The 20046-nt window shown below is 62.3% G+C and carries 30 protein-coding genes and 1 pseudogene; 28 read left to right on the top strand and 3 right to left on the bottom strand.

Annotation, left to right across the window (positions count from 1 at the left end; genetic code table 11):
- Nucleotides 1–42 precede the first annotated feature (42 nt).
- From BHE01S_RS19385 to BHE01S_RS19335, 11 genes are all read left to right on the top strand, one after another.
- A complete protein-coding gene (locus BHE01S_RS19385) occupies nt 43–1056 on the top strand; it encodes a phage major capsid protein, P2 family (protein WP_042266799.1) in 1014 nt (337 codons plus the stop codon).
- A complete protein-coding gene (gpM, locus tag BHE01S_RS19380; RefSeq protein WP_042266798.1) occupies nt 1053–1778 on the top strand; it encodes a phage terminase small subunit in 726 nt (241 codons plus the stop codon). The genes BHE01S_RS19385 and gpM overlap by 4 nt, the downstream gene beginning before the upstream one ends.
- 99 nt (nt 1779–1877) lie before the next feature.
- The gene (locus tag BHE01S_RS19375; protein WP_052405987.1) at nt 1878–2360 is read left to right on the top strand and encodes a head completion/stabilization protein; all 483 of its coding nucleotides are present in this window, start codon (nt 1878–1880) and stop codon (nt 2358–2360) included.
- Complete coding sequence (locus BHE01S_RS19370) at nt 2360–2566, top strand: tail protein X (protein WP_042266796.1); 207 nt, start codon at nt 2360–2362, stop codon at nt 2564–2566. Before BHE01S_RS19375 ends, BHE01S_RS19370 begins: the two co-directional genes overlap by 1 nt.
- 17 nt (nt 2567–2583) lie before the next feature.
- Entirely contained in the window at nt 2584–2928 is a 345-nt protein-coding gene (locus BHE01S_RS19365; RefSeq protein ID WP_042266794.1) for a putative holin, read from the top strand.
- Between the two features lies 1 nt (nt 2929).
- On the top strand, nt 2930–3202 hold the full coding sequence (locus BHE01S_RS19360; RefSeq protein WP_042266793.1) for a phage holin family protein: 273 nt from the start codon (nt 2930–2932) through the stop codon (nt 3200–3202).
- Nucleotides 3199–4005 (top strand): N-acetylmuramidase domain-containing protein, encoded by an 807-nt coding sequence (locus BHE01S_RS19355; protein WP_042266791.1) that lies wholly within the window; start codon nt 3199–3201, stop codon nt 4003–4005. The genes BHE01S_RS19360 and BHE01S_RS19355 overlap by 4 nt, the downstream gene beginning before the upstream one ends.
- On the top strand, nt 4002–4433 hold the full coding sequence (gene lysB, locus BHE01S_RS39125; RefSeq protein ID WP_042266790.1) for an Rz-like lysis system protein LysB: 432 nt from the start codon (nt 4002–4004) through the stop codon (nt 4431–4433). The genes BHE01S_RS19355 and lysB overlap by 4 nt, the downstream gene beginning before the upstream one ends.
- A complete protein-coding gene (gene lysC, locus BHE01S_RS36875; protein WP_245639787.1) occupies nt 4321–4554 on the top strand; it encodes an Rz1-like lysis system protein LysC in 234 nt (77 codons plus the stop codon). Before lysB ends, lysC begins: the two co-directional genes overlap by 113 nt.
- Nucleotides 4547–5044 carry a phage tail protein gene (locus BHE01S_RS19340; protein WP_084069004.1) on the top strand — a complete coding sequence of 166 codons (498 nt, stop codon included), beginning with the start codon at nt 4547–4549 and terminating at the stop codon, nt 5042–5044. Before lysC ends, BHE01S_RS19340 begins: the two co-directional genes overlap by 8 nt.
- Nucleotides 5041–5526: a phage virion morphogenesis protein gene (locus BHE01S_RS19335; RefSeq protein WP_281177762.1), complete on the top strand. Its 486-nt coding sequence runs from the start codon at nt 5041–5043 to the stop codon at nt 5524–5526. Before BHE01S_RS19340 ends, BHE01S_RS19335 begins: the two co-directional genes overlap by 4 nt.
- A 69-nt stretch (nt 5527–5595) precedes the next feature.
- Here BHE01S_RS19335 and BHE01S_RS37890 read toward each other — a convergent pair whose 3' ends face one another.
- Both BHE01S_RS37890 and BHE01S_RS37885 read right to left on the bottom strand, forming a co-directional pair.
- Nucleotides 5596–5973 (bottom strand): hypothetical protein, encoded by a 378-nt coding sequence (locus tag BHE01S_RS37890; RefSeq protein ID WP_167337696.1) that lies wholly within the window; start codon nt 5971–5973, stop codon nt 5596–5598.
- A 122-nt stretch (nt 5974–6095) separates the two neighbouring features.
- Nucleotides 6096–6536 carry a hypothetical protein gene (locus BHE01S_RS37885; protein ID WP_157025481.1) on the bottom strand — a complete coding sequence of 147 codons (441 nt, stop codon included), beginning with the start codon at nt 6534–6536 and terminating at the stop codon, nt 6096–6098.
- Between the two features lie 378 nt (nt 6537–6914).
- On the opposite strand from BHE01S_RS37885, the gene BHE01S_RS19330 reads away from it, so the two are divergent.
- From BHE01S_RS19330 to BHE01S_RS19260, 17 genes and pseudogenes are all read left to right on the top strand, one after another.
- Nucleotides 6915–7604: a phage baseplate assembly protein V gene (locus BHE01S_RS19330; RefSeq protein WP_042266786.1), complete on the top strand. Its 690-nt coding sequence runs from the start codon at nt 6915–6917 to the stop codon at nt 7602–7604.
- Nucleotides 7601–7951 (top strand): GPW/gp25 family protein, encoded by a 351-nt coding sequence (locus BHE01S_RS19325; RefSeq protein WP_042266784.1) that lies wholly within the window; start codon nt 7601–7603, stop codon nt 7949–7951. The genes BHE01S_RS19330 and BHE01S_RS19325 overlap by 4 nt, the downstream gene beginning before the upstream one ends.
- A complete protein-coding gene (locus tag BHE01S_RS19320) occupies nt 7948–8859 on the top strand; it encodes a baseplate J/gp47 family protein (protein ID WP_042266783.1) in 912 nt (303 codons plus the stop codon). The genes BHE01S_RS19325 and BHE01S_RS19320 overlap by 4 nt, the downstream gene beginning before the upstream one ends.
- Nucleotides 8852–9421 (top strand): phage tail protein I, encoded by a 570-nt coding sequence (locus BHE01S_RS19315; RefSeq protein WP_042266781.1) that lies wholly within the window; start codon nt 8852–8854, stop codon nt 9419–9421. The genes BHE01S_RS19320 and BHE01S_RS19315 overlap by 8 nt, the downstream gene beginning before the upstream one ends.
- Entirely contained in the window at nt 9418–11001 is a 1584-nt protein-coding gene (locus tag BHE01S_RS38685) for a hypothetical protein (protein ID WP_042266778.1), read from the top strand. Before BHE01S_RS19315 ends, BHE01S_RS38685 begins: the two co-directional genes overlap by 4 nt.
- A 5-nt stretch (nt 11002–11006) precedes the next feature.
- Complete coding sequence (locus tag BHE01S_RS38460) at nt 11007–11192, top strand: hypothetical protein (protein ID WP_042266775.1); 186 nt, start codon at nt 11007–11009, stop codon at nt 11190–11192.
- Between the two features lie 114 nt (nt 11193–11306).
- The gene (locus tag BHE01S_RS39995) at nt 11307–11540 is read left to right on the top strand and encodes a gp53-like domain-containing protein (RefSeq protein ID WP_456152311.1); all 234 of its coding nucleotides are present in this window, start codon (nt 11307–11309) and stop codon (nt 11538–11540) included.
- A 2-nt stretch (nt 11541–11542) separates the two neighbouring features.
- Nucleotides 11543–11986, top strand: coding sequence for a tail fiber assembly protein (locus BHE01S_RS19300; RefSeq protein ID WP_042266773.1), 444 nt, complete (start codon nt 11543–11545; stop codon nt 11984–11986).
- A gap of 40 nt (nt 11987–12026) precedes the next feature.
- Nucleotides 12027–13199 (top strand): phage tail sheath protein, encoded by a 1173-nt coding sequence (locus BHE01S_RS19295; protein WP_042266771.1) that lies wholly within the window; start codon nt 12027–12029, stop codon nt 13197–13199.
- Between the two features lie 27 nt (nt 13200–13226).
- Entirely contained in the window at nt 13227–13736 is a 510-nt protein-coding gene (locus tag BHE01S_RS19290; protein WP_042266769.1) for a phage major tail tube protein, read from the top strand.
- A 62-nt stretch (nt 13737–13798) separates the two neighbouring features.
- Nucleotides 13799–14161: a phage tail assembly protein gene (locus tag BHE01S_RS19285; RefSeq protein WP_042266768.1), complete on the top strand. Its 363-nt coding sequence runs from the start codon at nt 13799–13801 to the stop codon at nt 14159–14161.
- Between the two features lie 8 nt (nt 14162–14169).
- Nucleotides 14170–14295, top strand: a complete 126-nt coding sequence (locus tag BHE01S_RS36870; protein WP_084069001.1) for a GpE family phage tail protein — start codon at nt 14170–14172, stop codon at nt 14293–14295.
- A complete protein-coding gene (locus BHE01S_RS19280) occupies nt 14288–16867 on the top strand; it encodes a phage tail tape measure protein (protein WP_042266766.1) in 2580 nt (859 codons plus the stop codon). The genes BHE01S_RS36870 and BHE01S_RS19280 overlap by 8 nt, the downstream gene beginning before the upstream one ends.
- 25 nt (nt 16868–16892) lie before the next feature.
- Nucleotides 16893–17315, top strand: a pseudogene (locus BHE01S_RS39670) (phage tail protein); the annotation flags it as partial.
- A gap of 278 nt (nt 17316–17593) precedes the next feature.
- The gene (locus BHE01S_RS19270; RefSeq protein WP_042266763.1) at nt 17594–18661 is read left to right on the top strand and encodes a phage late control D family protein; all 1068 of its coding nucleotides are present in this window, start codon (nt 17594–17596) and stop codon (nt 18659–18661) included.
- Nucleotides 18662–18715: 54 nt separating this feature from the next.
- Entirely contained in the window at nt 18716–18997 is a 282-nt protein-coding gene (locus BHE01S_RS19265) for a BrnT family toxin (RefSeq protein ID WP_042266761.1), read from the top strand.
- A complete protein-coding gene (locus tag BHE01S_RS19260; protein WP_042266759.1) occupies nt 18969–19244 on the top strand; it encodes a BrnA antitoxin family protein in 276 nt (91 codons plus the stop codon). Before BHE01S_RS19265 ends, BHE01S_RS19260 begins: the two co-directional genes overlap by 29 nt.
- An 88-nt stretch (nt 19245–19332) precedes the next feature.
- Here the strand turns inward: BHE01S_RS19260 and BHE01S_RS19255 are convergent, their stop codons facing one another.
- On the bottom strand, nt 19333–19824 hold the full coding sequence (locus BHE01S_RS19255) for an IS21 family transposase (protein WP_245639786.1): 492 nt from the start codon (nt 19822–19824) through the stop codon (nt 19333–19335).
- Nucleotides 19825–20046: the final 222 nt, after the last annotated feature.

The following is a 20046-nucleotide window of genomic DNA, read 5'->3' as shown; positions in this document are numbered from 1 at the left end:
GCACCCACTGGCCTTTTCCTCAACGTTTCGGAGAAATACCCCATGCGTAACCCGACCCGCGCCGCGTTCACTGCCTATGTGGAGGCGATCGCCCAACTGAACGCCGTGCCGCGCGCCGACGTGAAATTCACGGTCGACCCGTCCGTGCAGCAGACGCTCGAAACACGCATCCAGCAATCGAGCCAATTCCTGCAGCGCATCAACATGATCGGCGTCGACGAGCAGAGCGGCGAGAAGGTCGGCCTCGGCATCGGCTCACCGATCGCGAGCACGACCGACACGAGCAAGCAGGATCGCACGCCGCTTGACCCGGCGACTCTCGACGGAAGCGGCTATGTCTGCACGCAGACCAATTTCGACACAGCGCTCAAGTACTCGCGCCTCGATGCCTGGGCGCACTTTCCCGACTTCCAGACGCGCATTCGCGACGCGATCGTGCAGCGCACCGCGCTCGACCGCATCTGCATCGGCTTCAATGGCAAGGCGCGCGCAGCAACGTCTGACCGCGAGGCGAACCCGCTGCTGCAGGACGTCAATATCGGCTGGCTGCAGAAGTACCGCACGAACGCGACCGATCGCGTGATGCACGAAGCCGCCGAAGGCTCCGGCAAGGTCAAGGTGGGCAAGGGTGGCGATTACGCCAACCTCGACGCGCTCGTGCTCGACGCCCTGCAGCTGCTCGACGAGTGGTATCGCGACGATCCGTCTGTCGTCGTGGTGATGGGTAGCGCGCTGCTGCACGACAAGTATTTCCCGATCGTGAGCAACGCGAACGTCGCGACCGAGCAGGCCGCGCTCGACATGGTTATCAGCGGGAAGCGCATCGGCGGCAAGCAGGCTGTGAGCGCGCCTTTCATGCCGGCCGACAAGATGCTTATCACGCGCCTGGACAACCTCTCGATTTACTTCCAGAACGGCGCACGCCGCCGCTCGATCATCGACAACCCGAAGCGCGACCAGATCGAGAACTACGAATCGAGCAACGAGGCGTATGTCGTGGAGGATTACGGCTGCGGCGCGATCGTGGAAAACATCGAAATCGAACCGGCGGCCTGACCATGAGCACCCCCGCCCGACGACACCAGGCGCGCGTACGCGCCGAACAGGCGGCCGCCTCGGCGGCGCCCGGTCAAAGCCTCGCCGGCGCGAGCCATTACGAGCTGATGCTCGCCAAGCTCGCCGCCGATCGACGACGCCTGAAAGCGCTGCAATCCGTGGCGCGCAAGGTCGAAGTCAAGCGCGAGGTTTTGCCCGAATACGCCGACTATGTGAGCGGCGCGCTGAAAGGCGGGCGGGGCGCTCAGGATGACGTGCTGACGACGGTCATGATCTGGCGCGTCGACGCTGGCGACTACGCCGGCGCGCTCGACATCGCCCGCTATGCGCTGCAGCACGGTTTGACGCTGCCCGCGCATTACGAGCGTGCGGCGCCGGCCGCGATCGCCGAAGAATTCGCCGACGCTGCGCTCATCGCGATCGCCGACGGCGGCACGTTCGACGTCGACCAGCTCAACGAAGTGCGCGAGCTGACCGAAGCCGCCGACATGCACGACCAGATTCGCTCGAAGCTGTACAAGGCGCTCGGCCTCGCAGCGATGCAGCTGATCGGCGACGACCAGCTCGACGACGCGCGCGATTGGGCGCGTGCCGAGCAGGCCCGCCAGAACCTCCAGACGGCGCTGCAGCTCAACGCGCGCGCCGGCGTGAAACAGAACATTGCTCGACTGGAAAAACTGTTGAGCGATGCGGACGGCCGCCGCAAGGCCGCCCGCACGTAAAGAGCCCCCCCGGCAATGGCGGCACCGGCGTTCACTCCCTACACCTGACGGCAACGGGATTCGAACGCCGGTCCACCGCCACCTATTCAAGGCCCTGTCATGAGCAGCTTTATCGCCACCGAACCCACGGCCAGCAGCACGCCGCTCGCCCCGTCAACGACGCTCACCAATGACGGCTGGTTTCCCGACATCGAACTCGCCGAGCTGCGCGAAGAATCGCGCCTCGACGGCACCGTGACCGATACGCGCCTGCGCTCGGCCGCGCTCGATGCGATGGCGAGCTGTAACGCCGAGCTGGGATCGTGGCAGGCCTCGCAGCTCGCGGCCGGGTATGCAGACCTCGACGACGTTCCGGCGCCGAAGCTCGGCGGCCAAAGCACACACGTTATCCGGTATCGCCGCGCGATTTACAACCTCGTGCGCGCAGACCTGACCGAGCAATACCGCGGCCTCGACACGACCAGAACGGGCGGACAGAAAGCCGAAGAACTCGAAGCGACGATATGCGAGGCGCGGCGCAATGTCCGCAATGCGCTCGCCGATATTCGCGGCATCCGGCGCACCACGATCGAGCTGATCTGATGAAAGTCACCGCACTGCAGGGCGATACCGTCGACGCGATCTGCTGGCGTTACTACGGCCGCACCGATGGCACAGTCGAAGCGGTTCTGGAGGCGAATGAAGGCCTCGCCGATCTAGGCGTCGTGCTGCCGCTCGGCACGCTCGTTGATCTGCCCGATCTGACGACCGTCCAAACCACGAAACCCCTGTTGCAACTGTTTGACTGACGCAAGGAGCCGAACGCATGGCCGAACCGAACACCACCACCGCCGCAGCCATCTCGGCCGCGATCGGGCTCGCAGGCTTGGCTCCAGGTATCGACGGAAACGCGCTGATCGGCGCATTCACGGGCGCCGCGCTCGTCGTCGTCACGTCGAAAGACATCGGCATCCTCAAGCGCGCCGCGTACCTGCTCATCTCGCTCGTGATGGGCTACCTCGCCGCGCCGGAAATCGTCAACGCGACGCCGATCCGCTCCAGTGGCGTGGCGGCCTTTTTCGCGGCCGCGCTCGTGATCACCGTAACGCTGCAGCTGATCGAGCGCGTCAAAAGCGTCGACCTGCTCGCGTTCCTGAAGAAAGGGGGCTGACATGCACATCACCCTCGCGACGATCGCACTCGTGGTGCAGCTCGCGGCAGCGCTGCTGCTGCTCACCTGGCGCCGCAACGGCGCACGCCACCGGCACCACGTTTCATGGCTCGCCTGGCTGCTCGTCGTCGTGCTCGGCGGCTCGTCCATCGAGCTCGCGCTGCACGCGAAGCAGGTCGGGTTTTTTGAAGCGGGGAAGGCCGTTCTGCTCTCCCTGTTCGTTTTTTGCGCGCGCGGTAATGTCGCGCGCCTTTTGCGGAGTGATGCCCCATGAAAACGCACCGCCTCGGCGACTTTGGCGCCGACGTTGGCCTCCTGCAAACGCGCCTGAATCGCGCCGGCTATGCGCTCGCCGTGTCGCACGTCTACGATGCCGCCACAGAAGCCGCCGTGAGCGCGCTGCAGGCGAAAACCGGCCTCGTGGTCGACGGCATCGCCGGCCCCAAGACATACGCCGCGCTCGCGACCGGCCAGCGCGACCCGAAGCACCTCGCCGACGCGGACCTCGTACGGGCCGCCGATACGCTCGGCGTGCCGCTCGCGTGCGTGCGTGCCGTGAACGAAGTTGAATCGACCGGCTCGGGCTATCTCGTCGACGGCCGGCCGAAAATCCTGTTCGAGCGTCATGTTTTCTGGCGCCGCCTGAAGGCGCGCGGCATCGACCCGGCACCGCTCGCCGCGAAATACCCGAACATCGTTTCCCAGACACCCGGCGGCTATCAGGGCGGCGCGGCCGAGTACACCCGGCTCGCGTTGGCCGAACTGATCGACCCGGCGGCCGCATACGAGTCGGCGAGCTGGGGCGCGTTTCAGGTGATGGGCGAGAACTGGGAGCGCCTGGGCTATGCGAGCGTCGACGACTTCGTGAGCCGCATGGAGAACAGCGAGGGCGACCAGCTCGACGCATTCGTGCGCTTTGTGGCGGCCGACAGCGGCCTGCTTGCCTCGCTCAAGGCCCGCAAGTTCGGCCCGTTCGCCAAGGGCTACAACGGGCCGGATTTCGCCCGCAACCTGTACGACGTGAAGCTCACGCGCGCGTACAACAAATACGCCGGCACCGAAAAGGCGGCCGCATGAGCATCGGCGCAAAGATTGGCGCCGCGCTCGTCGCGCTGCTCGCCGTGGCGGCCGCCGTGTTCTACGTGCGCGAGCTGCGCGCCGAACTCGCCGGGAGCGCGCAGCAGCTCGCGAGCGCGAATCAGGGCATCGCCGACCGCGACGACACGATCAAGCGCCTGCAGGACGATGCCGCCGAAAAGGCCAGGCAGCAGAAGCAGCTCGATAGCACGCGCGCCGCGATCGCTTCCCAGCTCGAGACGGCCCTGACGGAAAACCGGAGACTGAAGAATGAAAACGCCGAGATTCGCGCATGGGCTGATACGCCTTTGCCTTTTGACATTGCCCGCCTGCACAACACCCCCGCCCAAACCGGCGCCGACGTTTTCCGTGCAGCAGTGCCAGACCGTGCCGCGCTGCACGCTCCCGGCGATGGCCCCGCGCACTAACGGCGACCTCGACGACGCGCTCACGATCGCGCGCGCCGCATGGGCCTCGTGCGCGGCGATCGTCGACATGGTGTTCAACTGCCAGCAGAAGGGCGCGCAGGGGAGCGAGGCGCATGATTAAGCCGGCAAGCCTGCGCGCGGCGATTGTCGCGGCGATTCCCTCTCTCAAGGCCTCGCCCGAAAACCTCACCGTGTTCATTGACCAGGGGAGTATCGCGGCCACGGGCGCGCGCTCGCCGTCGTTTGAATACCGCTATACCTGCAATGTCATGCTGCTCGATTTTGCAGGCGATTCCGACGATCTTTTCATCGCAGTTGTGGAATGGGCGAGGCGGTATCAGTCGGACCTGTTCACGAATGCTGACCAGCATGCGAACGGCATCACGTACGAAGTCGACATACTCGCCAACGCGACGGCCGACGTATCTGTAAAGCTGCAGCTCACCGAGAGCGTTGTCGTCAAGGTCGGCGAGGACGGCACGCGCACGATCACGCACGTCGACGATTCCGAGCTCGACCCGAATGATCTTTCATGGTGCGCGCAGTACGCGGGCGATCCTCTCGACGTGATCGCGCGCAGCGATCGCGATGGCTCGGAGGTTCCCGCGTGAGCGGCGCCGACGAGCTGCAGGCCGTCGAAAGATGGGCCGGCGCGCTGCTTATGCAGCTCTCGCCGGCGGGCCGTCGAAAGGCGATGCTCGACATTGCGCGCGAGCTGCGACGCAGCCAGCAGGCCCGCATTGCGTCACAGCAGGACCCGGACGGCACCGCATACACGCCGCGAAAGATCAAGGCAAAGAAAGACGGCAAGAAACTACGCGGCAAGCGCGGGCGCATCAAACGCGCTGCGATGTTTGCGAAGCTGCGCACGGCCCGCTACATGCAGCTCGAAGCGACACCTGCAGGCCTCGCGCTCGGATTCGCCGGCCGCGTTGCGCGTATCGCGCGCATTCACCAGTTCGGCGAATTGGCGCCCGTTACACCCGGCGGCCCCAACGCGCGATATCCGGCGCGAGTGTTGCTCGGCTTCACCGATGCTGAGCGCGAGCTGGTACGCGACAGACTGCTTTCGCATGTCATGAATAAGTCGTGATGCGCGAGGACCGCATTTCATTGGGGATCGATGCGCGCTGCGAATCAACTGGCTTTCACAATGCCGAAATTACCTTGTGCAGGGACCCTTGCTCTTCAATATGGCGGAGAAAATTCGGATACTGGGATCTAATGCGTCGACGCAGTCTTGTAATGTTTGCTGAAATACTGGTGACGCCTCAATAGGATCAAAATCAAATTGACGCAATCCCATTTTGTCGCTTGCACGCAGCGCACAATTTTTCAATATACTCTTGCTCCGAGCATCTTCCGCTGTTGATTCCAATTGAACGCTAAGTATCGCAGATGAATTGTCGTAGATTCTGGATGGCAACAACGGCTGCATCTGATTTTGCTGATTTTGCTGATTTGCCAGATCGCTTTGGATCATCGTACTTTTCTGTATTTTCTGAGCCTGCTGATTTAGCTCGTAATTTTGGTTATTCACTATCTGCTGACCTTGATCATAGGATAGTCTGCTACAGTTTCGGTTCGAAATGACGCCGAGTTGTATCTCTTCGGCAATACACGTGTTAGCCAAGAAGAGAATTAGGAGGAGAAATAGGCATTTCACTTTGATGTCGCCTTCCCGTCGCACACGCCAGGCGTAAGATTTGATATCGCCGTCGCTTGCGCAGCATTTGCGCTTGCAAGATCCGTCTTAAGCTGATCAAGGTCAAGATTGAGGGTCATAATCGTCTCTGAGGCAGCCTGAGCAGCCACACCCTTTTGGTTTCTTCCCCGTTGAATCGCATCGTTTATCTGTCTTTGAATTGCGAGAATTTTTGTCTTCGAATCTTCGGCATTAACTTTATTTTCTACCAATGCTATGCCATTTTCCGCTTGGCATTGAAGAACTCTGACTTCCTCTTTTGTGGCAAAATAATCTCGAACAAAAAATGCCGTAACAACCAAGCCAGCGATGATCGCAATAAATTCCTTATATTGAGCAGCCTGTTTAAGGAATCCTTCAAGTGGCTTGTCGTCTTTCTTGATGTCAGATGAGCTCATGTCGCCTGTAAACCTCTCACATTCAATGTCATAGTAGGAGAATCAGCGAAAACTTCATATTTTTATTGCGTTCCGATGTGCGCTTGGACACATTAAAAAGAACGTGACTGCCGGACCAAATCAGAAGGTTTTAAAACATTAGACGATGAGCGATGAATGGAAATAAAAATGATTAATTCAGTAACTACTCAAAGAAAAATTCTCTACTGCGCATCAGCATCCACAGTCATGGTATCGGTGGCAATTCGAGGAATTCCAGTATGAAGAAATCGATGAAAAGCAAGGTTTGCGAATCACACGCCGTCTTATATTTGTATCCAGCCTGAAAACGTCTAGCGGCGCTCGCCCCCCGCGCGCGCGGCCGGCAACATGAGCGGTATGGACGCCAACGAATTCCGCCGCCTCATCGTCAACCTGATTCGCAAGGGTTCCGTGTTCGACGTTGATCTCACGAGCAACCCGCCAACGTGCCGGGTTTCCGTGGGCGACCCCGACGACTCGGACAATCCCGGCCTTGTGACGAACTGGATTCCGTTCGCGACGACTCGTGCCGGCGGAACCCGCGAATGGAACCCGCTCACGAAGGGCGAGCAGGTCATTCTGCTGTGCCCGATGGGCGATCCGGCACAGGGTATCGCCGTTGCGGGCATCAATTCCGACGCAGCACCGGCGCCAAGCAGCAGCCCCGACAAGCATCTGCGCGTCTACCCGGACGGCGCCCAGCTCGAATACGACCACGCAGCGCACGCCCTCACGGCGACGCTGCCCGAAGGCGCGACCGTGCTGATCGTCGCACCGGGCGCCGTGAACGTGCAGACGAAGCAGGCCACCGTACAGGCCGACACGATCACGCTCGACGGCGATGCAACCGTGACGAAATCGCTCACTGTCAAAGGCCCGTTTGCATTCGAGAACGGCATGACGGGCAAGGGCGGCGAAGGTAAAGCCGTGATGAAGATCGCCGGTGGCGCAGAGTTCGAAGATGACGTGAAGGTAGGCGGCATTAGCTCGATGCACCACAAGCACCGCGAGCAGGGCGACGGCGAACTCGTGAGCGAACCGCAATGAAAGGCATGAACGCTACCACCGGCCGCGCGATTGTCGACCTCTCGCACCTGTACCAGTCGATCGCGAAGATTCTCACGACGCCGCTCGTGTCGTGCGTGAAGCGCCGCACTTTCGGCTCCGAGACGCCCGACCTCGTTGATGCTCCGTTCAACGGCGCCACGCGCACGCGCCTGTATGCGGCCGTTGCAACTGCGCTGATGACGTGGGAGCCGCGCGTAACGCTGCAGCGCGTACAGCTGAGCATTGACGACGCTGGCGACCAGGTGATCGACCTCGAAGGCTATACGACCGTATCGGGCGACGCCGTTCGCACGCGTGTCAACCTCACGAACGGGACCGCAGCATGACGACCGCCAACCTCATTGACCTCGCAAGCCTGCCGGTTCCCGATGTGCTCGAAATCCTCGATTTCGAAACGATCTACGCCGAGCGCAAGGCCTCGCTCGTGTCGCTCTGGCCCGAAGACGAGCAGGCCGAGATTGCAGAGACCGTCGAACTCGAATCCGAACCGCTCGCGCGTCTGCTGCAGGAAAACAGTTACCGCGAGCTTGTATGGCGCCAGCGCGTCAACGATGCCGTGCGCGCCGTGATGCTCGCATTCGCCAGGGGAAACGACCTCACGCAGCGCGCGGCCCTGTTCGGCCTTCAGCGCCTGATCGTCACGCCGGCCGACGCCGCCAACAACATCGCCGAAGTCGACGAAGACGACGACGACCTGCGTTTGCGCGTGCAGCTCGCGCCGCAGGGTTTCAGCGTAGCGGGGCCGGCGGCCGCCTACGAATCCAGGGCGCTCGCCGTCGACGGGCGCCTGCTCGATGCGACCGCGACCCGCCCGCAACCGGGCGACGTGCTCGTGACGCTGCTTTCCCGCGAGGGCGATGGATCGGTCGACGACGAACTCTGCGCAGCGGTCACGACAGCACTGAGCGAGGAGGATCAACGGCCGATGAATGACACCGTATATGCGCGCTCGGCCGAAATCATCACGTATCGAATCCATGCGAAGGGTTACACGCGATCGGCCGTGGGCGCCGACGTGCTGATCGAGCAGGCGAAGCTCAACGCGCAGGCCTATGCCGACAAGGTGCGCCGCCTCGGCGTAGGCGTGGCCGAATCCGGCATCAAGGGCGTATGTCAGGCGGCCGGCCTCACTAAAACCGAGCTGATCGAGCCCGCCGGCGACATCGCGATCGGCGCGACGCAGGCCTCGTACTGCCTCGAAATCGTCATCGAATACGGCGGCATCTATGCCTGACCTGCTGCCACCGAACGCCACACCGCTCGAACGTCGCACCGCGACTGCGCTCGCCGTGGTCGACGACGTGCCGACGATGGCGCGCGAGTACTGGAACCCGGACACCTGTCCGGTCGCGCTGCTGCCTTATCTCGCCGCCGAAGTCTCTGTCGACGGATGGGAACTCGCTGAATCGGACGAAGCGCGCCGCGCGCTCATCAAGGGGGCGATCCAGCTGCACCAGAAACGCGGCACGCCGTGGGCCGTGCGCGAGGTCATCCGGCGCCTGGGCTTTGGCGAGATTGACCTGATCGAAGGGCGCAACGTGCGCCGGCGCGACGGCACTGCGCGCTATAGCGGCGAATGGGTTCACGGCAATGAGCGGGGCGAGTGGGCGCAGTACATCGTTCGCCTGCATCGGCCGATCACGCGCGACCAGGCCGACAGCCTGAAAGCCGTGCTCGAACGGTATGCGCCGAAGCGCTCCGAGCTGTACCTGCTCGACTACACCGCCGCACCACTGCGCCGAAACGCCACGGGCCGCTATGACGGTCAATACACGAGAGGGAGCATCGAAGCATGAGTTATCTACCCGAAACCGGCGATTGGGCTGACGGGATTTACCAGTTCGAGACATCGGACCCGGTGCAGGGCGGCCCTGACGGCATCGACAACGTGCCGACGAAGCAGCTCGCGAACCGCACGAGCTGGCTGCGCCGCATGCTGCAGTTCGGCCGCACGACCTACACGCCCGACACGGGCACAAAAAACAACATCGTCGCAAACCTGTCGCCGACCATCACCGAACTCGTCGACGGCATGGAGGCGTGCTTTCGTGTTGCCGTGATGAACGACAACGCCTGCACGTTCACGCCGACGAGCGCAGCGGGTAGCACGATTCCGAAGCTGCCCCTGCTCGGCGCCGATCACGCGGACCTCGGCGCGGGCGATCTGCCGGCTGGCGCGGGCGTGCGCGCTCGCCTCAATACGCAGATCAACAAGGCGAACGGCGGCGCATGGGTGATTCAATCCATCTCGGGCGGGACGGCGCGCATTGTGACGCCACCTGTCGGCGACAAATCGAGCCGGGCCGCAAACATGGCGGCCGTGTTCGCCGCGACGGACGGCCGGCAGGTTGTCGATATGGGCGTTGACGACACGACGATCACGCTCACGGCCGCGCAGTATGGCGTTGCAATGCTCTCGCTCTCGGGCACGCTCAAGGCCTCGAAAGACCTCGTATTCCCGGCGCAATCGGGTCAGTGGATCATCGAAAACAGCGCTGACGGCAATTTCAACATCACGGCGAAAGTCGCGGGCGGCACGGGCGTTGTGCTGCCCGCCGGCTCGCCCGTGATCGTCTGCAGTGACGGCGCAGCGATGAAGTTCGCGAGCGCGGGCGGCCAGGCGGGCTTTCGGCCCGTGCCGATCACGGGCATCACCGGCAATACGATCAACATTGTCGGCGGCTACACCCCCGGCGCCGTGATGCTCGAACGCAACGGCGCGCTGCAGCAACCCGGCACCGCGGCGTTTCCCGACTTCCTCGCGACTGACGGCGTCACGATCAAGCTCACCAACGCCGCGACCGCCGACGAGCAGTTCACGGCTTACCTGTTCTCGACGTTCAGCGTTGTGGACGCTGTGAAGAAGTCGGGCGATGTGATGGGCGGTCCGCTCGCGCTATATGCCGGCTCGACTGTCCCGGCGCCGGCGGCCGGCGACAACAGCCAGAACGTTACTAACTCGGCGTGGTTCAAGAGCGAAGCGGCGAGCGAGGCGAACATCGGCACCGCGAAGGTTGCGACACAGGCACAGACCAACGCCGGCACCGACGACGCAACGATCGTCACGCCCAAGAAGATGCGCGCGGGGTTTGCAATCAGCCTGTCGAATAACGGCTACATCGCATTTCCCTCGTGGCTTGGAGGGTTCATCTTCCAGTGGGGCATTTCGTCTTCTGTAGCCGCGAATGGGATCGCGTACGCAGTGACGCTGAACGTTTCTTACACCACGGCGACCCTGGCCGCTTTCTGTTGCTTCAACGGGAGCGTTGGCGGTGGCGTTGCATGCGGGGCGAACACGAACAATCTTTCGTCGATATATCTGTTTAACAGCTATACCACTACGCAAAACATACGCTGGTTTTCGATTGGAGTCTGAAAACAATGTCTCTCGCATCCAATCTTGCCGCGCTCGGGCGGCTTCTCTCGGCCGCCGCGAGCGGCATCGTGACCGGCAAAGCGCCGCCCGCTGGCGACAGCAGCTCGTCGCTTATCACCTCGGCATGGTTCAAGGGCGAACAGGCTGGTGAAGCCACGCAGGGCACTGCGAAGGTTGCCACGCAGGCATAGACCAACACCGGCACCGACGACGCGACGATCGTCACGCCGAAGAAGCTGCGCGCCGGCTTCGCGATCTCGCTCGGGACGAGCGGGTATATCGCATTTCCAACATGGCTAGGCGGCTTGATTATCCAGTGGGTCACGCTCGGCTCAATCGGGCCGCAGGGGAGTGTGCAGGTCACGCTCCCGATCGCGTTCCCGACCTTGGGCTTTGTTGCGTTTGCAAACTCCCTGGACGGCGGATTTACTGCCACGTATCGCGTGAACCCAACGAATCCCTCAAAAACAGCCGTATCGGTGGGTAATACCTACACAGTCGCAATTCCCGGCGCAATGCTTCTCGTACTCGGATATTAAACATGGGCCAAAAATACGCATCCTATGACGTTGCCACCAGGACAATCACTGGCTACTACGACGACGCTATCTGCTCGCCGCCGAAAGATGCGCAGTATGTGAAGCTCACAGCTGCGCAGTACAGCGCGATGCTCGAAGGACAGAGCACCGGCAAAAAGCCGAGCATCGACGCGGACGGTAATCCTGTGCTGCTCGACCCGCCGCCGCCCACTGACGACGCAATCGCCGAACTGAAGCGCACCGAACGCAATGCGGCGATCATGGCGACCGACTGGATCGTTGCGCGCCACCAGGACGAGCTGGCGCTCGGCGGCGCCACCACGCTCACGGCCGACCAGTACGCATCGCTGCTCGCGTACCGCAAGACCCTGCGCGATCTGCCCGACCTGGCCGAATGGCCGAGTGTCGACCTGCCGGCCGTGCCGGATTTCGTCACGGCCCTGTAACGGCCGCTTTCCTCTCTCACTCTCACCGGAGAACCTGAACATGCCGCAGGACTATCACCACGGCGTACGCGTGCTGGAAATCAACGAAGGCACGCGGCCTATCCGTACCGTGTCGACGGCCGTGCTCGGCCTCGTCGCGACCGCCGAAGATGCCGACGAAGCGACGTTCCCGCTCAACACGCCCGTGCTGCTCACGAACGTCGTTGCGGCGCTCGGCAAGGCCGGCACCAGGGGCACGCTTTACAGGGCGCTGAACGCGATCGGCCTGCAGACCAAGCCGGTCACCGTTGTCGTGCGCGTGGCCGAAGGCAAGGACGACGCCGAAACGACGACCAACGTGATCGGCACCGTCACGGCCGATGGCAAATACACCGGCATCAAGGCGCTTCTCACGGCGCAGGCGAAGCTCGGCGTCAAACCGCGGATCCTCGGCGCTCCGTTCCTCGACACGCAACCCGTGACGGCCGAGCTTGCCTCGATCGCGCAGACGCTTCGCGGCTTTGTCTATGCCTTCGCAAACGGCTGCAAGACCAAGGAGGAAGTCACGACCTACCGCAAGCAGTTCAGCCAGCGCGAAGTCATGGTGATCTGGCCGAATTTCCTCGCATGGGACGAGACAACGAGCGCAACGGCCGAGGTGCCGGCCGTCGCGTATGCGATGGGCCTGCGCGCAAAGATCGACAACGACACGGGCTGGCACAAGACGCTCTCGAACGTCGCCGTCAATGGCGTGACGGGTATCAGCGCCGACGTGTCATGGGATCTGCAGGACCCGTCGACGGATGCGGGCTACCTGAACGAGCAGGACGTGACGACCCTCATCAACCGCAATGGTTACCGTTTCTGGGGATCGCGCACCTATTCCGACGATCCGCTTTTCATGTTCGAGAACTACACGCGCACCGCGCAGGTCATCGCCGATTCGATCGCCGAAGCGCAGATGCCCGTTGTCGACGGCCCGCTCAATCCCTCGCTGCCCCGCGACATCATTGAGAGCATCAACGCAAAGATGCGCGAATGGACCTCGCAGGGCTATCTCATCGGCGGGTCGTCGTGGTGGGATGCCGAGCCGAACACGACCGACGTGCTCAAGTCGGGCAAGGCGTACATCGACTACGACTATACGCCCGTGCCGCCGCTCGAAAACCTGCTGCTGCGCCAGCGCATCACCGACCAGTACCTCGCCGATTTCGCCTCGCGCGTTACCGCGTAAGCCGGCACAACACAGGAGCAAAACGCAATGGCCCTGCCTAGCAAACTGAAGGGGTTCAACCTCTTTCACAACGGCGAGAACTTCGCCGGCAAGGTTCCCGAAATCACGCTGCCGAAGCTGACTCGCAAGATGGAGGACTATCAGGCCGGCGGCATGAGCGGCCCGGTCAAAGTCGACTTTGGCCAGGAAGCGATCCAGATGGAATGGACGTGCGGCGGCCTCGTGAAGTCGGTCCTCACGCAGTACGCAGCGTTGAAGCACGACGCCGTACTGCTGCGTTTCGCCGGCGGCTATCAGGCGGAGGACTCCGACAAGTACGACGCGATCGAAGTCGTCGTGCGCGGCCGTCACTCGGAAATTGACCTCGGCAACGCGAAGGCGAAGGAAGACACCGCCGTCAAGATCACGACCGCCGCGAGTTACTACAAGCTCACCGTGAACGGCGAAACGATCATCGAACTCGACTTCGTGAACATGATCGAGAACATCAACGGCACCGATCTGCTGCAGGCACTTCGCACCGCGATCGGCCTGTAATGCCACGGCGACCCGGAAACGGGCCGCCAAGCCTCTCCAACCTCATTCCCTGGACCCAGACCATGCAACGAGCAGACCACGCCAACAGCGCCCCGGAAAACGAATCCAACCCGCCGGCGTCCGCCGATCCGAACACGCACATTCTCGACACCCCGCTCGTGCGCGGGGAGGGCAAGCAGGTGATCGACCGCGTAACGCTGCGCAAGCCGCGATCGGGCGAGCTGCGCGGCGTGTCGCTTTCCGACCTCGTGAACCTCGACGTTACGGCGCTTTCGAAAGTGCTCCCGCGTATCTCGACGCCGACCCTCACCGAGTTCGATGTCGCCAACATCGACCCGGCCGACCTCGTGCAACTGGGAGGTATCTTTGCCGGTTTTTTGATGCCGAAGGCCGCGAAAGCGCGCATGGAATCCCTGAGCATGTAGAAGACGCGATGGCCGATATCGCGACCATTTTCACAGGATGGACGCCTGTCGTAATGGACGGGTTCGGCCTTGCTGAACTGATGGAATGGCGCGAGCGTGCGCGCGTGAGAAGCGGAAACGGAAACGATGGATAACGCCCTGAAACTTCGCGTCATGTTCGATATGGTCGACAACATGACGAAGCCCCTGAAAAACATCCTCGCCGGTAACAAGGGGCTTGCCGGCTCGCTCAAGGAAACGCGGCGCGAGCTGGCCGAAATGGGCAAGACGCAAAAGACCATCGGCGAGTTTCGCGAGGTGCGCAAGGGGCTCGCGTCGACCGCTTCCCAGCTCGACACCGCGCGCGGTCGCGTGAGCGAGCTGGCCGCCACGCTGAAGGCAACCGCCAATCCCTCGCGCCAGATGTCCGCGGAATTCGAGAAGGCCAGGCGGACGGCCGCGAGCCTTGGAACAGAACACGAGCGGCAATCGGCCCGCGTGCGCGAGCTGCGCAACCAGCTCGCGGCCGCCGGCGTGAATACGGGCAACCTGTCCCGGCACGAGCGCGACCTGCGCAGCAGCATCGCGTCGACCACCGCGACGATGAACGACCAGATGCGCAAGCTCGAAGCGATCGGCGATCGCGAAAAGCGTGTGGCGTCTGCTCGCCGGAACATGGAGAAAATGCAGGGCGCTGCGGCCGGCATGGCCGTAGGCGGCTACGCGGCCCGCTCGACCGGCACGCACGTACTCGGCGACCTGCGCGAATCGCTGAACGAAGCGAAGGAATTCCAGCGCGAGGAAATGCGCGTGCGTGCGCTCGGCCTCGGCGATCGCGCATCGAATGACGCCGTGCGTTACGTCAAATCGATGAACCAGTACGGCGTATCGCGAAACGACAACATGGTGATGATGCGCGACGCGCTGAGCATTTTCGCCGACGAGCATCACGCGCAAATGGTGATGCCGACGCTCGCGAAAATGAAGTTCGCCAATGATTCCCTGTATGGAAGCGAGGACGCGCACGCGAACGAAGAAAAGTTCATGAACATGCTGAAGGTGATCGAGCTGCGCGGCGGCACGAAAAACGAAGCGACGTTCAGGGACGAAGCGAACATGGTGCAGAAGGTCCTCACGGCGACCGGCGGCCGCGTGGGCGGCGACGAGTGGCGCAACTTCATCCAGACCGGCGGCGTTGCTGCGAAACAGATGCGCAAGGACGCGTTCTATTACCAGATGGAACCGCTCATTCAGGAAATGGGCGGCCATGCTGTCGGCACGGGCCTGATGTCGGCGTACAGCAACATCTACCAGGGCAAAACGACCGTGAAGGCGGCGAAGGTCATGCAAGGCCTCGGACTGCTCGACCCGAAGATGGTCGAATACAACAAGATCGGCATGATCAAGCAGATCAAACCCGGCGCGCTCGCCGGCGGCGACGTGCTGAAGGCCTCGCCGCTCGAATGGATGGAAAAGGTTCTATTGCCGAAGCTCGCAGCGAAGGGCATCACCGACCCCGACAAGGTCAAGGACATGATCGCGACGATTTTCACGAATCGCACGGCCGCGAACCTGTTCACGACGATGTACATGCAGCGCGAGCAGATTCACAAGAATGAGCACCTGAACGCCGGCGCCGATGGCATTGATGGAGCGGCCGGGAAGGGCGCGCAGCTATCGCAGGGCCGCGAGCTGGAAGCGTACCGACAGCTCAGGGACCTGAAAACGGAAATGGGCGAGAAAATCACGCCGATGTACAACGCAGGCCTCGAACTGACGGCGAGCGCTACGCAGAAGGTTGTCGGGTTCATGAAGGAATACGGCACGGCCGCGAAAGTGATCCTCACCGTTCTCGCCGCGCTCGCCGCGATCCTCGTTGTTTGCGGCACGCTGACGATCGCGCTCGCGGGCGTGCTCGGCCCGATGGCCGTGCTCAAGTTCAGCATGTCGACGCTCGGCATGCAGGGCGGCATTCTGGCGCGCGTAATCGGCATGGGGGCCGGCGCATTCCGTATGCTTGGCTCGGAGATCATGTTTGTGGGCCGCATGATGCTGATGAACCCGATCGGCCTCGCGATCACCGCGATCGCGCTTGGCGCGTACCTGATTTACCAGTACTGGGAACCAGTCAAGACGTTCTTTGGCGGCCTGTGGGACGGCGTGCGCGCGACGTTCGCGGGCGCGATGACGTGGTTTTCCACCCTGCCGGCGCAATTCGCGGGGTTCGGTTCGAACATTGTCAGCGGCCTCGTCAATGGCCTCACGGGCGGCCTCGGCACGGTCAAGGATGCGATCGTGAACGTCGCCAGCTCGACGGTCGGATGGTTCAAGGAAAAGCTCGGCATTCACAGCCCCAGCCGGGTATTCGCCGAACTCGGCGGATTCATGAGCGAGGGCGCTGCGATCGGCATGGAGGGCGGCCAAGGGCGCATCGCCAGGGCCGCCGCAGGCCTCGCGACCGTTGCGGCAACGACGTTCGGCGTGCCAGGCATTACCGCCGCCGCGCCGTTCGTGCGGCCGACCGTGCCGATCGACAATCGGGCGCCGCTCGCGAGCCAGCCGGCGGCCGCTGCTGCCGTGAGCGCGCCGGCGCCAATTGTCATCAACATTTACCCGCAGGCCGGCGCCGATGCGCAGGCGATTGCGCGCGCCGTTGCGGCCGAACTGGACCGCCGCGAGAGCGCGAAGCGTTCGCGCATCGGTTCGAGCCTTTCCGATCGCGGGTAATCGATAAGCCAGGAGGAAACCCAAAATGATGATGGCGCTCGATCAATTCGTGTTCAGCCTGTCGACTGCGCCTTACAAGGAGCTGCAGCGTCAACGCAACTGGAAGCACCGCACCAGCTCGCGCGTTGGCGTGCGTGATGCGAGCCAGTACACCGGCGCCGGCGACGACACGATCACGCTCAACGGAACCGTCGTTCCGGCCGAGTCGTTCGGCTCGATCGCATCTATCAAGCAGCTCGCGACGATGGCCGACGCCGGCGACGCTTACGTGCTCGTCGACGGCGCCGGCAATGTGTACGGCGCCTATATCATCGACAGCCTGAACGAGACGCAGACGTTCCACACGGCCGAAGGGGCGCCAAAGAAAATCGAATTCACGCTCACGCTCAAGCGCGTCGCCGACGAAACACTCGCCGTTACTGCCGACAGCGACAAGACAAAGAGCGAGGCAAAGCAGCTGCTCACGCAGGCGGGCGCCGTCGCCAGGGTCGGCGCGCAGGTCGTCGACAACGTGAAAAACCTGTCGCTCAGCAGCATGAAATCCGCGGCGATCACTGCAGCCGTCACTGTCGCGCCTGACGCTGCAGAAGCGGCCCTCAAGGGGCTCTCGACCGCGAGCGGCATCTCGCTTGATAGAGCCCTGAAGGCGGCGAAAACAATCAGTGCTGACACCGGCGAAGCCGTCAACACGGTCGTTGCGTATGTTCTCGAAAAGACGGGGGGCGCATGACGGACAAGGCCGCCGAAGTCGTATTGCGCAAAGAGCCGCAGGCCGATTACCGCATCACGCTCGACGGGCGCGACCTCTCGCGCCTGATCGCGCCGAACCTTATCAGCCTGTCGCTTTCCGAATCACGCGCCGAAGAAGCCGACACACTCGACCTCGTGCTAGACGACTCGAAAGGCTCGTTCGCGATTCCGAAGCGCGGCGCCGCGATCAAGGTTGCGATCGGATGGGTCGGCGAGACGCTTGTCGACAAAGGCACGTTCACCGTCGACGAAGTTGAGCACAGCGGCGCCCCCGATATCATCACGATCCGCGCGCGCTCGGCCTCGATGACAGAGGCGATGCACGAGCGGCGGGAACAGAGCTGGCACGCGCAGACGCTCGGCGCGATCGTGAGCGCGATCGCCGGCCGCCACTCGCTCAAACCGGCCATTGCCGAAGCGCTCGCGAAAATCGTGATCGCGCATATCGACCAGACGCACGAGAGCGATATGTCTTTCCTCACGCGCGTCGCGAAGCGTTACGACGCCGTGATGAACGTCAAGGATTTGCGTCTGCTGTTCATGCCGATCGGCACCGGCAAGACCGCGAGCGGAAGGGCGCTCAGCGTGCTCAACATCACGCGCAAGAGCGGCGACCAGCACCGCTATCACATATCGCAGCGCGAGAGCTATGCGGCCGTGCGTGCGCACTACCATTCAAACGGGCAGGGAAAGCGCAAGTCGGTCATAGTCGGCGGCGAGAACAATCACAACGTCAAGGTATTGCCCGAAGACTATGCGACCGAAGCCGAAGCGCGCGCGGCCGCCGAAGCGGAGTTTGCGCGCACGCAGCGCAGTCAGGCAACGCTCGACTACACGCTCGCGCTCGGGCAGGCCGAGATTTTTCCTGAGCTGCCCGTGACCGTTTCCGGCTTCAAGGCTGAAATCGACGAAACGCCCTGGCTCGTGAAGAAGGCGACGCACACGATCGGCGAAGGCGGATTCACGACCGCGCTAGAGCTGGAGGTGCGCGATGACCCAACGACAGACCGCCACCGCTCCCATTTCCGCAAAGGTGACAAATAATTGTAGTTACAAAAACTTGTTGATGTTCTATGTTTTTGTACCTACAATAACCACATGGAAACGACCTACGACCCAGCCAAAAGCGACTCGAACCAGTACAAGCACGGTGTTTCGCTGGCCCTGGCAGAAGCTATCGACTGGTCGGCTGTATGGTGCGCGCCCGACGATCGCAAGGATTACGGCGAGTTGCGCGAAATTGGTTATGCGGTGATTGCTGACCGTCTGTATTGCGTCGTTTTCACCCAGCGCGGAGAGGCCTTTCGGGTTATCAGTCTGCGCAAGGCCAACAACCGGGAGATTGACCGCTATGAACAAGCCACGCAAATTGATCCGTAACACGCCCGAAGAGGAAGCCGCAATTGCTCGCGGTATCGCTGCGGACCCTGACACGTTCGAGCCAACCGACGAACAGTTTGCACAGATGAAGCGGCGCGGCGGACGGCCGAAACTCGCGAATCCCAAAGTCGCGGTCACGGTGCGGTACGACGCCGATATTGTCGAACGCTTCAAGGCGGGAGGCGAGGGCTGGCAGACTCGCATGAACAATGCGCTGCGTGAATGGCTGAGAACACATCACGCATAAGCTTGACGACGCATGCCTAAACAACCTGGGCTTCAAGACTCCCGCAAAAGGGCTGCCATATAGCGGCCCTTTTGCGCATCCACCGCGTCTACGCCGTGTTGTACGCGGGTGGGCCTATGTCATTCCAGATGCGGCCAGAGCGCCACGTCTTTGGCAGTTCCGCCGCGAGCACACGCCAGCGCGCCAGGACGCCGGCGAACGTGCCTTCGGCTTTCGCTCGGCGGATTTTGTCGACGACATTCCAGCCGCGCACATAGAGGGCGAAGCTGCGTTGACTCGAAAGATAGTGCGGCGCGTGGACGCCGACCCACGCCAGCATTTCGGCGGGTGGCACATCGGGCGCGGCGGGATCGGGTTCGATGTTCGCCGTCACTCCAACATCGGAATTGTTGGACGGGCTTTCGGCGCGCGGAGCTGCAGCGGTAGATTCGCGTTTCAGCAGGCGCAGCAGCTCGATGCGATGCCACGGGATTGGAGACCGGCCGGCGGCGTAATTACGGACGGTGCGGGTGCAGCAGCGAAGGATATCGGCGACACGGGCGACTGACAGACCATCGGTCAACGTCAGGAAATCGGACAAGTCGCCATGTCGGGGGGCTGCGACAATCATGGGCGATAAGGCTGAATTTCTGTAAGCATTTGTAAGTATGTTTACAAACGTCTAACTCAACCTGTCGGAGTTGATAGTTTTTCAACTCGTTAGCCCCTGCAATTTGACATAACATAAATTATCGCAGTTTTGTTTGTAGTCGCTTTATAGATGGAATGGCCGCCTCCCGCCTTGACGGGCCATCCGACGCCA

This window comes from Paraburkholderia heleia NBRC 101817, from assembly GCF_000739775.1.
In the GTDB taxonomy this organism is placed as follows: Bacteria; Pseudomonadota; Gammaproteobacteria; order Burkholderiales; family Burkholderiaceae; genus Paraburkholderia; species Paraburkholderia heleia.
This window is presented reverse-complemented; position numbering and strand designations above follow the sequence as displayed.